Raw genomic sequence first — 14,491 nt, 5'->3', positions numbered from 1 at the left:
GCCCTCATCCAAATGTGGGGCAACCGCATCCAACGCAGCGTCTACCTCTGCCACCTCGACCACGACGACCTGACCGAGCTCACCCACCGTCTCACCGGCCTCATCGACACCCGCACCGACGCCATCCACATCCTTCCGCTCTGCGGCCCCTGCACCGCCGCAACCACCACTCTCGGCCAGGCCACCACCCCCACCACCGAGCTTTACTGGGCCGTCCTATGACCACCCCGCAATCACCCTCCCGGGTGACCCGCCCGCACGCCCCGAACCGGGCTGAGGTGTGCAATGCTGCTGACCAGCGAAAACACCCACCATCCATCCATGAATATCAGCACCCGGCAAGATCAACGAGAACCGGTGTGCAACCCGCCTCTGTTTCCGCTGGTCAGAGGCCACGCGAAACCGATAGGGTGCCGAAACGGGTCACGCCAGCAGGCGTTTAGAAACGATTGCCGAGACGAGCCAGCTCATTGTCTTGAGGTGCCGAAACGGGTCACGCCAGCAGGCGTTTAGAAACGACTTGGCCGGGGCGATGCCCGACAACTCCATGTGCCGAAACGGGTCACGCCAGCAGGCGTTTAGAAACTGCAAGTGTTGCAGAGTGTGCCCCTCTGGCCTGGTGTGCCGAAACGGGTCACGCCAGCAGGCGTTTTAGAAACGAAAGCTGAGATGTCGCTCATGAATAGAGCGATCTGTGCCGAAAAGGGTCACGCCAGCAGGCGTTTAGAAACCAAAATAGCTAAGGTTCCGGCGGCTGCTAAGTGCCGAAACGGGTCACGCCAGCAGGGGTTTAGGAACTTACGAGTGGGCACTTGTGGATAGTACAAGCGTCCAGTCCCGAAACGGGTCACGCCAGCAGGCGTTTAGAAACTCGCAGACCAGCGTGAACGGGCTCCGCTGGGCGGTGGGAGGTCCGTATCAAGATCGGCTCTGGCGCCCTTTCGGTGGTAATGGAGCGCATTGCTGTCCATGTTGGACAGAAATCAGGGGTCGCTGCTGATGATCTTGTTTGTGTGGTATTCGGCCGGCTCCGCTGGTGAAGGAGAAGGTCAAGGACGCCGGCGGCAGTATCGTGGTGCGAGCGTCTACACCGTTGGGGCGGCGGTGGCGTGCCCTGATTGCGGAGTGTTGACGGCACGGGTGCATGATCTTCACGAGCGCACGGTGAGCGAGGTGCCCGTCGACGCGCGGCGGAGTGCAGGTCGTGGTTCAGGTAGGTGTGGCGGCTGGTCTGCCCGACGGTCGGATGCCGGCGGACTTTCCGTGAGCAGGTCCCAGGAGTGCTGCAGCTGGCGCCTCGAAGCGGCTTGGCAGTTCCGATCCACCCCCGCTTTACTCAGCGAAAACCACGCGAAGTCGCGGCAAGCGCTGACAGGAAGCCGAGTTCGCTTGGCCGTGTTTGGGCTGGTCAGAGCCTGCTTATGACAGGCGATGCCAAGTCTCGCAAAGGCGCGTTTCACAACAAGGGGTCGCAGGTTCAAATCCTGTCAGCCCGACAGTTGTGATGTCTCGGGACATCGGAATAGCCCGGACCTACGTTTCCGTAGGTTCGGGTTGTTTGTTTGTGGGTGTGGGTCCGGGTGGTCGGCCGGTGGGCTGGTAGTCGCGGTCGGGGTTGATGGTCAGGGCGCGTAGGAGTGTGCCGGTGGCGGCGTTGATGACGCGGATGTTCAGGTTGTGGACGAGCAGGAGGACGTAGGTTCCGGCGTAGGTCTTGCCGATACCGATGTGGCGTAGCCGGCCGGCGACGCGCAGGGTGACGGTGCCGGCTTTGCTGATCTTGTCGCGGCGGACCCGGTCGTGGGTGTCGCCGGTGCGGCTGGTGCCGGGTGCGGCTTTGGGGCGGGCCTGGTAAGCGGTCGCGGGAGTAGCACGTTCGGGCAGGGAACGGTGGGGCCGGCGGTGGTTGTACTCGTCGGCGAACCTGTCGATCAAAGCTTGGAGCTGGCCGATGGTGGCGGGTTGCCGGGGCTGGGTCCGGAGCCACTTCTTGAGGGTCTGCTGGAAGCGTTCGACTTTCCCGCAGGTGGTGGGATGGTTCGGCCGCGAGTTCTTCTGGGTGATGTGCAGGCGGTGCAGTTCGTGTTCCAGGGCGTTACGGCCCCGGCTGCCGCGCAGGCTTCCGCCGGATAGTCGGGTGGTGAAGACCATGCCGTTGTCGGTCAGAGTTGAGGCCGGAATCCCGTGCGCGGCAACGGTTTCCCGGAACGTGTGGACGACGCTCTGGCCGGTGACCCGCCGGTGTGCGGTGATCGAGAGGGCGTAGCGGGAGTGGTCGTCGAGCCAGGTCAGGATTTCGGCGTCCGGGCCGGGCCGGCCGTCGCGGTGGGTGAGTCGGTAGTGGGTGAAGTCGGCTTGCCAGGTTTCGTTGGGCTGCTCGGCCTCGAAACGGGTGTAGGAACTCTTCGGGCGTTTCGACGGCTCCGGGGTGACCCGCCCGGCCCGGGTCAGGATCCGGTTGATCGTGGCCCGCGACAGGATGGTCCGGTGATGATGCCGCAGGTGCCAACTGATCGTGTCCGCGCCCGCGTCCAGCCCCGCCTCCACGAGTTGTTTGCGTAAGTCGCAGACGAGCTCGACGGTGGCGGGCGCGGTCGCGGCGGGACGGGTCTTCGGCGCACGCGAGCGGGGCTCGAACGCGGCCTCACCCTCCGCGGTGTAGCGGGCCATGAGCCTGCTGATCCACCCCTGCGAGACACCGTAGGAACGGGCGACTTCGGCCTGGGACGAACCGCTGAGCACGGCGGTGATGACAAGACGACGTTTCGACACGTCGCACCCTGCGACACGCCGACCAGCCGGCTACAACGCCATGCCGATGACCCGAGACATGCCTATTCCGATGACGTGAGACACCCTATTCCGATGTCCTGAACCAGAACACTGTCAGCCCGACAGCGGAGGGGTTTTCGCAGGTCAGAGACTTGCGAGAGCCCCTTTTTCGTGTCTGACGACGTCACCGGGATCGAGCACGCCGCTTGTAGACCCCTTGACTCGGCAGGTGACGAGAGATGCCCCTACTGAAGCTCGACCGACTGTGCGAAGGCCTGGAGAAGGGCGACTGGGCCGGCTTCCTCCGCGACTGGGACCGCGCCCTGCGGGCCGGGAATCACCCGGAGACGACGCGTTACAACTACCTTCTGGCCGCTGCGCAAATGGCTAGGTATCTGGCTGACGAGTCCCCGGATCCGGATGCTGATGACGCCGCGCAGGATCCGACCCTGGTGACGAAAGCCCATGTCGAGTCGTTCCAGGCGTGGATGATCGAGACCCGGTCGGCGTCGACCGCTTTGAACAAGCACAAGAGCTTGCAGCAGTTCTTCAAGTACCTCCTCGAGGAAGAGGAGATCGACCGGTCACCGATGGAGCGGGTGAAGCAGCCGCAGACCCCGCAGAAGCTGGTGCCGATCATGGGTGACGACGACACGAAGAAATTGCTCGACGGCACCAAGGGCAAGACGTTCATGTCGTTGCGGGACGAGGCGCTGATCCGGCTGTACTACAACACCGGTTCCCGGCTGTCGGAGATCGGTAATTTGCTGTTGACCGATCTGGACATGAACACCGAGTCGGTGCACCTGCACGGCAAAGGCGCGAAGGACCGGCGGGTGCGTTTCGGTCCGAAGACGTCTCGGGCGGTCGCCCGTTATCTGCGGGCCCGGGCGAAGCGGAAAGGCGCCGCGGAGGTGCCGCAGTTGTGGATGGCCGAGAAGGGTGGGAAGCCGTTGTCGCCGAACGGCATCAAGCTGATGCTCAAGCGCCGCGGCGCGGCCGCAGGTGTCACCAACACCCACGCGCACCGGTGGCGGCACAACTTCGCTCACGAATGGCACAAGGCCGGCGGCAACACCGGTGACCTGATGCTGTTGTTGGGGTGGGCCTCGGAGGACATGCCGCGTCGCTACGGCGCCAGTGCGGCGGCGGAGCGGGCACAGGAACTCCAATCCCGGATGGGTATCGGCGAGAACGTGTGACCCGGAGCTGGGCGCGGCTGCCAGCGTGCGGCCGCGTCCTGCTCGGTGCCGGTGCGTTGCCGGTGCTGGAGGTTTGCGACAGGATCGCCGTGACACTCGTCGGAAGGGCTGGGCGGTATGCCGTTGACGTTGACCAAGGCTGACTTCGAGGCGTTCTGGGAAGAGGTACTCACTGACGACTGGGCCATCGACGACTGGAGCACCGACCGCGGCGACGCGATCGACGACCTGGCTCCTGGCGACGTGTTCACGATCAAGACCATCAGCCTGTTCTGGCAGGGCAACACTGTGCCGGAACCCACCCCGTGGATCAGCGCCCGACAGCTGGACAACGGCCCTGACTTCATCCAAATGTTCCGCGCCTGGGCGAAGGCGCGCTCACAGGTGACGATGTCGTTCACCGTGCCCGCCGACCGGATCGGCGAGATCGCGGCCGCAGTAACGGCCCTGGGCGGGAAGCAAGTGCTGTAGCGGGAAAGGGGACCAGCCTCGCGTAGCTGGTGACGCCGATAAAGCCAGTGTCGCGCAATGGCATCAAGCTGAGCTCAAGCGTCGGGGTGCTGCCGCCGGGGAGACGCATAAGCACCCGCACCGGTGGCGGCGCGACTTCACCTCCGAGTGGCGCAGGGGTGGCGGCAACACCGGCGACCTGATGTTGGTGCTGGCTGGGCGTCGGAGGACATGCCGCGCGGCTACGGCGCGAGCGCTTCGGCCGAGCGGGCGCAGGAGCTTCAGGTGCAGATGGGCTTCGGCGGGCGGGTCTGATCGGCTCGCCGGCTTCGGCGGCGGGTGGGGTCGCCGCAGCCCGGGGGAGTGGTGGGGGAGGGGTTAGGGGAGGACAGCCTCAGACAGCTTTCGCCTGTTGCGCCGCGGCTCGGATGATCGAACGAGCGCCGCGCGTACGGCCTCGCGGTGCGGTACGTGCCCTTGTACGTAGTCAAGGGATGCACGGTGCCGACCCGGCGAAGCGTCTGCGAGGTGGATGTGCTCGATCTGCAGAAGGTCTGTCGCGATGTGCCGCCCGCCTGGTTCGACTATCTGCGGGACTGGGATCGGATGCTGCGTTCCGGGAACTACCCGGAGACCACCCGATACAGCTACCTCCTCGCTGGAGCGCAGCTGAGCCGATTCTTGGCCGACAACGTCGAGCATCTGGGTGCCGAGGACGCGGCGCAGGATCCGACCGAGGTCGAGCGCGGCCACATCGAGGAGTTCCAAGCCTGGATGGTGCGGACCCGCTCGGCGTCGACGGCGTTGAACAAGCACAAGGGCTTGCAGCAGTTCTTCCGATGGCTGACCGAGGAAGAAGACCTGGAGCGTTCGCCGCTGGCCCGGGTCCGACAGCCGAAGACCGCCCAGACGCTGATCCCCATCCTGGGTGACGACGACACCGCGAAGATCCTGGCCACGTGCAAGGGCAAGGACTACCTGTCTCTGCGTGACGAGGCGATCATCCGGCTGTTCTACAACACTGGCGCCCGGTTGTCGGAAGTCGCCGGGCTGCAGCTGGACGACGTGGACCTCAACAGCGACTCGCTGTTGTTCCACGGCAAGGGTATGAAGGACCGCCGGGTGCGGTTCGGCCCGAAGACTGGCCATGCGCTAACCAAGTTCCTGCGAGTGCGTAGCCGGCGTAAGTCGGCCTCGTCAACGGCGATGTGGTTGCCGGCTCGAGGCGTGGTGCCGCTGTCGAGCAACGGCATCAAGCTCATGCTGCGCCGCCGTGGAGTCCTGGCCGGGGTGGACAACGTGCATGCGCACCGGTGGCGGCACAACTTCGCGCACGAGTGGAAGCTCGCCGGCGGTGACACCGGCGACTTGATGCTGGTGCTGGGCTGGTCGTCGGACGACATGCCCCGCCGCTACGGCGCGTCAGCGGCGGCCGAGCGGGCCCAGGCGACTCATGCGCGGCTACGGATCGGCGAACGAGTATGAGCGGGGGGAGACAATTCATGGCACTGACGGCGAAGCAACGGTCGAGGCGGGCGCGGATCGCTGCGCACGCCTCATGGGCGAACACGGCGGATCGGCAGGGTCGTACGGCGTCGGCGTCGGCGTCGTTCCTGGCGCGGTTCGAGAAGCAGGTGGATCCGCTGGGTGTGCTGGAGCCGGAGGTGCGGAAGACGATGGCGCTGCATGCGCGGCGGGCGTACATGCTGCAGCTGGCGGAGCGTTCGGCGAAGGCGCGAGCCCGGGCTGCGGGTGGTGACGGCTGATGTCCCCGTTCGAGGTACCAGCTCGGCTGTTGTCCGCGATCCTGCGCGACGATCGAAGCGGCTCCGTGGTTCGAGATCGGCAAAGCGACATGACTCGCGTCTACTTGAGAGGAGACCATCGTGACCAACTACGCCATCGACGAGGACACCGGAACGCTTCTGCGGATCTGGCCGACGGGACGAGGGCAGCGTGCGGCGGTGGTGGGCAGTTTGCCCACCCCCGCCGCGGTGGAGGACCGGTTACGGCTCGCTGCAGCTCTGACGTCGTTGTCCGAAGCGCTGTGGCGCTGCTACACCCATCCCGGCCTCGCGACCGACGACCGCGACGGCAATGGTGAGGGCTGGCGGCGCGAGCAGAGCCGGGATGGTTTCTCGCAGCTGGTCGGCTTCATCAGGGAGCCGAACCTGCCCGGCGAAGACGGGGCCATGATCGAGAGCTACGACCCCGTCGAAGAATGGGCTCATCGCGTCGGCCGGGCAGTCCGCGCCGTCGACGACGCGAAGCTGCTCGATGCGGTCAGTGCGGACGTCGCCGCGGAGATCGAAGCGGTCGAGTCCGCCGAACGCGGTGACTTGGGTGGTCGGGCCCAGCAGGCGGTGGTGTTGAGTCGCACCGATGTGAACCCGGTCCAGGTCGCCGCCGCAGATGGCATTCTGGCGCTGGATCCGTTGGATCGCGAGCGGCTGTTCCTCGACGTCGACCCGACGGCGGCGTCGGTGGCGGCCGCGCATTGGCTCAAGGCGGCCGCCGATGTCGTCGCCGAGGTGTCCGGCATGCCGACGAACCAGGTGTTGTACGCCGCCGATGACATCGAGGCGTTACCGGTCGAGACGCCGAGCGAAGTCCTGGAGCTGTTCGACTTCAGTAACACGTCCTACGGCGTAGTAGTGGAAATGGTCCGCGGGGCGATGGATGTGGGTGAGGGGGTCCTGGCTGACCTTGGTGCCTTTCTGGTCGCGCATGACACCGGAGACGACAACGACGATGTCGACGACGAGGCGACGCCAGTACGGCTGACCCCGCTGGACCCGCGACGGCCCGCTGTGGACTTGCTCGAGGATCTGCTCACTGGCGTCCGCGCCTGCCGTCTGGTTTACGAGGAGTACGCCGAGGCCGGAGACGCGGCATCGACCGACGCGCAATTCTGCGCGGCGGTTCGTGAGGAAGCGAGGAAGAACTACACCCGCCTGATGTGAGGACGAGCTCGGCAGCACGGCGGCACGTGTGCCTCGCGTACTCTCTATGCGAGGCACATGGTGCCGTCTCTGCCTTGCTTCCCTGCCGCCGCCGTCACACTGGCAGTGTGGGGGTCAGGGGAGTGGTGTAACCCCCCCGTCGAGGATGTAGGGCCGATCTTCGTTGCGTATTTAGTGCCGTCATTTGTTGAACTTATCTTGGGCGAGTCAAGGGATCTGTCATTCAACGCGGCACCCCTTTACTCGGTTATTCCTAGGACGGCTTAAGGCTTGTGATCGGGCCCTGAGGACGTGCCGACGCTTCGTCCAAAGCCGGACCCAGCTGTCAGTCAGGACGGTCGCGGACCCCTTCGGAATGCCCAGCGGGCACCATACGGAGGACGGCGAAGGCGGCCACCGTGATGACGGCGCAGCCGAGGTAGACCCCGCCATAGCCGAGAGCGGTCGTCGATCCGACGCCAATGAGCGGTCCCGAAGCAACGGCGCCCAGCCTGTGGGTATTGGCGTACAGGCCGGCAGCCAGCCCTGGGCGGGGGATCATGTCCTGGAACAACGTCAGGCCAACGCCGGCAACGACGGCGAAGAATGAGGCGTTGAGTATCTGAAGCCCGAGCAACAGGACCGGGCCGGCGGCGAAGGCCATGGCCGCGTAATAGGCGACTCCGGCGAGGCAGCCGGACAGGAGCAGCCGCGTCACGGGGACACGGCCGCTGAGCTTGCCGATCAGTAGCAGGGCTGGGATCTCGAGCCCGGCGGCGACGCCGAGCGCCACGCCGGCCCACGCCACGTCCAGGCCCATGCGGTCGGTGACGAACAGGCTCATGATCGATACCGTCGCGCTGTTCGTGGCTTGTAGGGCGATGAAGACGACGACAACGGCGATGATGCGGCCACTGAGTACGGCCGTCGGCTGCGGGGCGGTGTCAGCCTCGGGGGCCTGTGAGCCGCGCATGCTCGCGGTGGTGGCGATGTTGAACACCGCGACTGCTGCGATGGCGGCGAGGATTGCCCGTGAGCCGAACGCGGCGATGAGCTGTGGCCAGGGGCGGCCCGGCAACCCAGGCGAACGAGACTAGCGCCCGGGTCCGCACCACGTCACGGGGTGCGGCACCGGTGTGCTTGAGGTGGGCGAACAGCAGGGAACTGCCCACACCCGCCGGGCCGCCGAGCACCACCAGGGCGAGGACTGCGAACGGCAAGGAGGTGTTCGTGGCGAGCACGGCGGCCAGCGCCAAGGTCAGCACCCCGCAGGCCAGCATCGGCCGCAGGTAGTCGCCGGCCCGGTCGGCGTACGCGGGTACGATCAGTGAGGCCGCGAAGCCGCCGGTGTTGTAGATCGCGAGGGCCCAGCCGATCTCGCCCGGGGTGGCGTCGTAGACCGTCACCAGCAGCAGCGCCAGGGCTGGGTTGAGGAAGGCGAACTGCAGGCCCCACAGCAAAGACCCGGTGGGGATGAGCACCCGCCGTATCCTCGTCACTGAAGCGGCGTCGGGTCGATGCGGCCGGAACCTGAAGCTGGTGCCGGCCCCCGTCCAGGGTCAGCGACCTGCGTGAAAGCCATGCCGATTCCCTCGCTCGGTCAGTGATCCAATCTTGACGGTAGGCGTGCCGACGCGGCCGAGGGAGGCTCTGCCATTACCCCCGCCGTCCGTAGGTGGAGACATGGGCGTCTCCTGGGGCGACACTTCTTGTACCAGCTTGGGGCTGTTTTCGCGGGGTTTCGCTGTGTTGTGGGGGTCCCTGCCTTTATCCCTTTCAGCAGCATCTCCCTGGCTGTCGCGATCGCCTGTTCGATGGGGCGGAAGTCATGCCCGTGTCGCGACAAAGAGAAGGTGCTCAATGTCAGACAGCAACAGCCGACGCCGGTTCCTGATGGGGGCGGCCGGCGTCGCGGCAGCTCCCGCAGTGCTGAGCCTTGCCGGTCCCGCTGCGCCCGCGCAGGCATCCGCCCGTCCGGCCGGCAACGGTGCTCCTGCGCGCACCGCCACCACCCTGACCAGCCTCCGCCGGCTTGGCCGGCTCAAGGTCTCCAGCATCGGCCTCGGCTGCCAGACCATGCCGGGCAACTTATATGTGAGTTGCCCCCGCTTTGGTGGAGCGGTCAGCAGCCGTGATGACATGATCAAGATCATCCGCTCCGCAGTCGACCAGGGCGTCACCTTGTTCGATACGGCGGAGGCGTACGGGCCGTTCGAGTCCGAGCGCATCGTCGGGGAGGCCCTGCGGCGCGTGCGGGACAAGGTGGTGATCGCGTCGAAGTTCGGCTGGAACATCGACCCGGAAACCGGCCAGTAGCTCGGTGGCCTCAACAGCCAGCCCGCGCACATCAAGCGGGCCGTCGATGGCATGCTGCAGCGTCTGCGCACTGACCACATCGATCTGCTGTACCAGCACCGCGTCGACCCGGCCGTGCCGATCGAGGACGTGGCCGGCGCGGTCAAGGACCTGATCAAGGCGGGCAAGGTCCGGCACTGGGGCCTGTCGGAGCCGGGCCCGCAGACGGTACGCCGCGCCCACGCCGTGCACGCGCTGACGGCGGTCCAGAACGAGCACAACCTGTTGTGGCGTGGCTCCGAGCAGCAGATCCTGCCGGTTTGTGAAGAGCTGGGTATCGGGTTCGTGTGCTGGGCGCCGCTGGCGTACGGCTTCACCACCGGCGCGATCAACCCGTACACCCGGTTCACCCAGGGCGACTTCTGGCAGTATGTGCCCCGTAACTCGCCGGAGAACATGACCGCCAACATGGCCGTGGTGCAGCTGCTGTGGGAGTGGGCGGTTCGTAAGGGCGCCACGCCCGGTCAGGTGTCGCTGGCCTGGTTGCTAGCGCAGAAGCCGTGGATCGTGCCGATTTCCAGTGCCACTCGGACCTCGCACCTGCTCGAGAACCTCGGCACCGAAGAGTTCGCGTTCACCGCGGACGAGTTCGGCGAGTTCACCACCGCGCTGAACGCCATTGAGATCCACGGCTTGCGGCTGCCGGCACCGGTGCTTGCGCTGTCCGGCGTGGAAGCGCCGCTGCCCTGACGAACCGCGTACGGGGCTGGGTAGGCGCTCTCGCTACCCGGCCTCGTGTCGCTCCGCCCTCAGTCTTCACGGCGGCGGCGTAGGAGCTATACGCCTGGGAACCTATCACGAGCGCCTCACCATTCAGGGGCGACGTTCGCATTCAGGTACCGTCTTGCTGGCAATTACCTGAATATTGGCGTGACGGTCCAAACAAGCAGTCCGGCATTGGCGTGACGATTTTAAACCCCGGTGAGGGTCCTTGTTTTTACCCCTTTCACTAGAGGCTCCCTCAACGTCAGCGATACGAGTTAGCTGAAACCGAGCAACACCCCAATCGCTGACAAAGAGAGGTGCCTGATGTCTGACACCAACAGCCGTCGCCGGTTCTTGATGGGTGCGGCCGGCCTCGCTGCCGTGCCGGTAGTGGCCTCGGTGGCCGGTTGCACCTCCGACGAACAGCCGTCTGCAGCCTACTGGACTTCGCAACATTTGCTGGTAGACAACAGACGTGACTGGTCAGCACTTCGCAATCGACATCGGCGAGGGTGTCGACTCCGAAAGCGAAGCAGTAACTCGCCTCCGGTTGCGCGGCGAGTTCGACCTCGCTGCCCACGACACTTTGCGTGCCGCCTTGACTGACCAAGGATCGGCAAAAATCATCGTGATCGACCTCGCCGAAGTCAGCCTCATCGACGCCGCCACGGTGAGCCTGCTCTTCGAGGCCCGCGTCACAGCCACCGGACCGGGGCGCACCCTGCAAGTAGTGGGAGCCTTCGGCGTGGTGCACCGCGTCCTGGAGATCCTCGACCCCTCACATGTGCTGAGGTGCGGTGGCTGACAACATCACCAGACCAAGTGCAGGGCGGGGTCCAAGAGCCTCACAGTTGTCTGCTTGTCGTCAAGGTCGCCCAGACCATCTTGCCGTCGTCATCGAGCCAGACTCCCCAAGGCGTTCAAACTCGGGCAACGGCTTTCCGCCCCATCTTCGCAGCCGTCATATCGGACTGACTGAAGATGAGGCCCCGGCCCAGCGACAAGTTATCTCCCGGGCTCACGGAAGCCCATGGTCGGAATCGGCGAGCGGATCTGAACAGCCTTTTACCGGTGCGTCGGTCATGAGCGCTCCCAAGATGGCTATCGCCACGCTCGGCGCGGTTCGCGGTTGTCATTTCGGGATGCATGGCGCTTTTCAGGGTGCGCTGGTCGATAACCGCCTGGCAAACGATTCTGCGGCGATAACTAGGCGAGCATTCAGAATTAACCGTGTACGCGGGCAGCCTGATTGATAGCGAAGTAGCCCATGCCGGAATTCCGGCAAGTAACCGAAGGGTGCCGCGGGGCTGCCGGACCAGAATATCGATCAGATTCGTAATCTTGGTCCGTTGATTGGAAACCTCTGACCGCGTGCTTAATAAGCGGCAGCAGCATCAGGCCCGACAACGACGTCCGGATGCCTGACCCCGGCTTGCCTTGCGGTGCAGGACTATTCTGCCGTGACTGTCAATCCTCGCTGTCTCGTTCGTTCAACAGGTCCACTCGCCGATCGAGGTCCGCTTGCCGGCTGTCGAGCATGGCTTCCCGCTGTGTCTGTGTCTCGTCTCGGCGATCGGCGGCTTCGGATCGCCGATCGAGGACGTCTTGACGGCGGTCTGCGGCCTCTTCACGACGCGCGGCGTCGGATGTGCTCGCCGTGGTCGGCCGGCGTTGCAGGTCGGCTTGGCGATCATCGCTGATTCTGCGGAGCCGTTCCAGCGATGCCACCATCTCGGTGGTGAGGTGGTCTTCAGACATAGGTTCACTGTGCAGGATGGCGATCGGTTCGCTGGTACTAACTGCATTATTTATTCGCTCCGCCCGGCCCGGTCGCCGCGGCGCACAGTCTTTCACGGAGAAGTCCACGAGGCCGCTGCGTTACCGATAGGCCAAAGTTCGGCCGAACGATGATCCAGGCGGCGCGAAATGCCGGACGGCGGCCCGCTGAACCAGTCGGGCCGCCGTCCGGAAGTCAGTGAATCAGAGCGGACGGATGTTCTCTGCCTGCGGACCACGCTGGCCCTGGGCGATGTCGAACTCGACCCGCTGATTTTCGTCGAGGCTGCGGAAACCGCTGGCCGAGATCGCCGAGAAATGAGCGAAAACGTCGGCGCCGCCGCCGTCCTGGGCGATGAAACCGAAGCCCTTGTCGCCGTTGAACCACTTCACAGTGCCTGTTGCCATGTCTGCTCCTTCGCAGGCTTTGAGACCGCGTAGTGCGGGCTCGCGCGCCGCCGCGTTGATGACCTGCGTCGAACCGACACAAAAAACGAAATGCGCCTGGACGGATCTTGGATCCATCAGGCGCCGAAGACGTCTACGGAAATCAAAACTGCAACCTGGTAACCGTATCACAGAATTATCGGGGAGCCGGGTCGAGTATTTTTCTTCGACCGGTCGGCAAGGATGGGTCGGTGGATGCCGAGTCGGTTCTGATCTTTGTCCTGGCCGCGATCGCGGTGGTCGCGGTGGTGCGGTGGGTCGCGGGCCGGACCGGGCTGCCCGCCGCCGCGCTTCTTCCGCTTGTCGGTATCGGATACGCCCTGCTGCCCGGGCCCAACGTCACCCTCGATCCGCACATCATCCTGACCTTCGTGTTGCCGCCGTTGTTGTACAGCGCCGCCCTGGACTCGTCGATGCTCGCGATCCGACGGAACCTCCGTACGGTGGTGAGTCTCTCGGTCGTGCTGGTCCTTCTCACCGCTTTGCTGATCGGTACGGGTTTCGCCTGGTTCGTCACCGGAGCGACGTTGGCCGCCGGCATCGCCGTCGGGGCGGCGGTCGCGCCACCGGATCCGGTGGCCGCGCTGGCGGTCGGACGCCGGGTGGGGCTACCGCCCCGGATCATCACCGTGGTCCAGGGGGAGGGGCTGCTCAACGACGCCACTGCTCTCACCATCCTGAGTGTCGCGGTGGCCGCGGCCACCGGTGGCGGGTTCTCCGCGCCGGCCGCGTTCGGTCAGTTCCTGATCGCCGCGGCGGGGGGAGCCGCCGTGGGTGCGGCGGTCGCCTTCGTGGTGCGTCTGCTGTCGCGACCGCTCAGCGGGGATCCGATGCTGGCCAACGCCGTGTCGCTGGGCACACCGTTCACCGCGTATCTGCTCGCTGAGCGGTTCCACGTCTCCGGGGTGCTGGCGGTGGTCGTCGCCGGGCTGATCGTCGGGCATCACGCACCGCGGGCGGCGACGGGCGCGGGCCGGCTGCAGACCAGTGCGGTCTGGCGCCTGGTCGACTTTCTGCTCGAGGGCCTGGTCTTCCTACTGATCGGTCAGCAGCTGCCGGAGGTCCTGCGCGGGCTCGCGGCCTACAAAATCGGCACCATCGTCGTTGCGGTGGCGATCACTGCGGGGGTCGTACTGTTGCTGAGGCCGCTGTGGTTGTTGCTGACCCTGCTGGTGCCCGACGCGCTGCAAGCCCGGCGGTCCGGAGCCCCGGTGGCGAGGGAGGATCTCGTTCGCTGGACCGTACGTGACGTCGTCGTCCTGTCCTGGGCCGGAACGCGAGGCGTGATCAGCTTGGGCGCCGTTTTCACGCTGCCGCTGGTCACCGAGACCGGCGCTCCCTTCCCAGCTCGGGATCTGCTCGTGTTCTGCGCGTTCGTGGTCGTTCTGGTCACGTTGGTCGGCCAGGGTCTCACGTTCGCCCCGATCGTCCGGGCGCTCGGACTGCGCGCGGACGGCAACGACCAAGCTCGTCTGCGCAACGAAGCTCGGTCGGCGTCCGTCGAGGCCGCCCTCGATGCCCTTGACGAGCTGGAGGAGCAGGAACACGACGACATCAGCGTCTCGGTGATCGAGACGATGCGCGAGCAGCTCCAGACTCGGCTGAGCCGCTATCGTGACCGGATCGACCTTCTCCGCGACAACGAGGATGTGACCGGTCCACCCGTTTCACCGCAATACGAGGCTGCCTTGCACGTACGCCGGGTGGCTCTCGACGCCCAGCGCAACGAGTTCCTGCGCTGGCGCGATGCCGGGTGGTTGCCTGACGACGGTCTGCGCGTTCTGGAACGTGAACTAGACCATGAGGAGCGGCTGTTGCCGGATCGGCCGACTCGCCGGTGAC

13 protein-coding genes and 1 pseudogene are annotated in these 14,491 nt (G+C 65.5%); 9 read left to right on the top strand and 5 right to left on the bottom strand.

Annotated features, from left to right (window positions below; genetic code table 11):
- Positions 1-222 (top strand): CRISPR-associated endonuclease Cas2 (gene cas2, locus IEY73_RS29200; protein ID WP_189082563.1); only part of this gene is annotated, 222 nt, incomplete at its 5' end.
- Positions 223-1,533: 1,311 nt separating this feature from the next.
- Here cas2 and IEY73_RS29195 read toward each other — a convergent pair.
- Entirely contained in the window at positions 1,534-2,772 is a 1,239-nt protein-coding gene (locus IEY73_RS29195; RefSeq protein ID WP_189082562.1) for an IS481 family transposase, read from the bottom strand.
- Positions 2,773-3,011: 239 nt separating this feature from the next.
- Here IEY73_RS29195 and IEY73_RS29190 point away from each other — a divergent pair, with 239 nt between their 5' ends.
- The 5 genes from IEY73_RS29190 (at position 3,012) to IEY73_RS29170 (ending at position 7,387) form a co-directional block, all read left to right on the top strand.
- Positions 3,012-3,974, top strand: a complete 963-nt coding sequence (locus IEY73_RS29190) for a tyrosine-type recombinase/integrase (protein WP_189082561.1) — start codon at positions 3,012-3,014, stop codon at positions 3,972-3,974.
- Between the two features lie 129 nt (positions 3,975-4,103).
- Positions 4,104-4,445 (top strand): hypothetical protein, encoded by a 342-nt coding sequence (locus IEY73_RS29185; protein WP_189082560.1) that lies wholly within the window; start codon positions 4,104-4,106, stop codon positions 4,443-4,445.
- 480 nt (positions 4,446-4,925) lie between these two features.
- Complete coding sequence (locus IEY73_RS29180; RefSeq protein WP_229716260.1) at positions 4,926-5,909, top strand: tyrosine-type recombinase/integrase; 984 nt, start codon at positions 4,926-4,928, stop codon at positions 5,907-5,909.
- 17 nt (positions 5,910-5,926) lie between these two features.
- Complete coding sequence (locus IEY73_RS29175) at positions 5,927-6,190, top strand: hypothetical protein (protein ID WP_189082559.1); 264 nt, start codon at positions 5,927-5,929, stop codon at positions 6,188-6,190.
- A 120-nt stretch (positions 6,191-6,310) separates the two neighbouring features.
- Positions 6,311-7,387 (top strand): hypothetical protein, encoded by a 1,077-nt coding sequence (locus tag IEY73_RS29170; RefSeq protein ID WP_189082558.1) that lies wholly within the window; start codon positions 6,311-6,313, stop codon positions 7,385-7,387.
- Between the two features lie 325 nt (positions 7,388-7,712).
- On the opposite strand, the gene IEY73_RS29165 is transcribed toward IEY73_RS29170, so the two are convergent.
- Both IEY73_RS29165 and IEY73_RS33885 read right to left on the bottom strand, forming a co-directional pair.
- On the bottom strand, positions 7,713-8,366 hold the full coding sequence (locus IEY73_RS29165; RefSeq protein WP_229716259.1) for an MFS transporter: 654 nt from the start codon (positions 8,364-8,366) through the stop codon (positions 7,713-7,715).
- Entirely contained in the window at positions 8,311-8,847 is a 537-nt protein-coding gene (locus IEY73_RS33885) for an MFS transporter (RefSeq protein WP_229716258.1), read from the bottom strand. The genes IEY73_RS29165 and IEY73_RS33885 overlap by 56 nt, the downstream gene beginning before the upstream one ends.
- A gap of 202 nt (positions 8,848-9,049) precedes the next feature.
- Here IEY73_RS33885 and IEY73_RS29160 point away from each other — a divergent pair.
- Together IEY73_RS29160 and IEY73_RS29155 are read left to right on the top strand one after the other, a co-directional pair.
- Positions 9,050-10,411, top strand: a pseudogene (locus IEY73_RS29160) (aldo/keto reductase).
- A gap of 490 nt (positions 10,412-10,901) precedes the next feature.
- Positions 10,902-11,231, top strand: a complete 330-nt coding sequence (locus IEY73_RS29155) for an STAS domain-containing protein (protein WP_189082557.1) — start codon at positions 10,902-10,904, stop codon at positions 11,229-11,231.
- 662 nt (positions 11,232-11,893) lie between these two features.
- Here IEY73_RS29155 and IEY73_RS29150 read toward each other — a convergent pair.
- On the bottom strand, positions 11,894-12,184 hold the full coding sequence (locus IEY73_RS29150) for a hypothetical protein (RefSeq protein ID WP_189082556.1): 291 nt from the start codon (positions 12,182-12,184) through the stop codon (positions 11,894-11,896).
- A 222-nt stretch (positions 12,185-12,406) separates the two neighbouring features.
- Positions 12,407-12,610, bottom strand: a complete 204-nt coding sequence (locus IEY73_RS29145) for a cold-shock protein (protein WP_189082555.1) — start codon at positions 12,608-12,610, stop codon at positions 12,407-12,409.
- A 230-nt stretch (positions 12,611-12,840) separates the two neighbouring features.
- Between IEY73_RS29145 and IEY73_RS29140 the strand changes: the two genes are divergently transcribed.
- The gene (locus IEY73_RS29140; protein WP_189082554.1) at positions 12,841-14,490 is read left to right on the top strand and encodes a Na+/H+ antiporter; all 1,650 of its coding nucleotides are present in this window, start codon (positions 12,841-12,843) and stop codon (positions 14,488-14,490) included.
- Position 14,491: the final 1 nt, after the last annotated feature.

This window comes from Mangrovihabitans endophyticus, assembly GCF_014646155.1.
GTDB lineage: Bacteria > Actinomycetota > Actinomycetes > Mycobacteriales > Micromonosporaceae > Actinoplanes > Actinoplanes endophyticus.
Note: the sequence above shows the minus strand (reverse complement) of the source record. Positions and strands in the feature narration are given on the sequence as shown.

Excerpts from the sequence above, each read along its gene's own strand:
- IEY73_RS29190 (WP_189082561.1), top strand. The coding sequence starts at position 3,012 with ATGCCCCTACTGAAGCTCGACCGACTGTGCGAAGGCCTGGAGAAGGGC.
- IEY73_RS29175 (WP_189082559.1), top strand. The coding sequence starts at position 5,927 with ATGGCACTGACGGCGAAGCAACGGTCGAGGCGGGCGCGGATCGCTGCG.
- IEY73_RS29150 (WP_189082556.1), bottom strand. The coding sequence starts at position 12,184 with ATGTCTGAAGACCACCTCACCACCGAGATGGTGGCATCGCTGGAACGG.
- IEY73_RS29145 (WP_189082555.1), bottom strand. The coding sequence starts at position 12,610 with ATGGCAACAGGCACTGTGAAGTGGTTCAACGGCGACAAGGGCTTCGGT.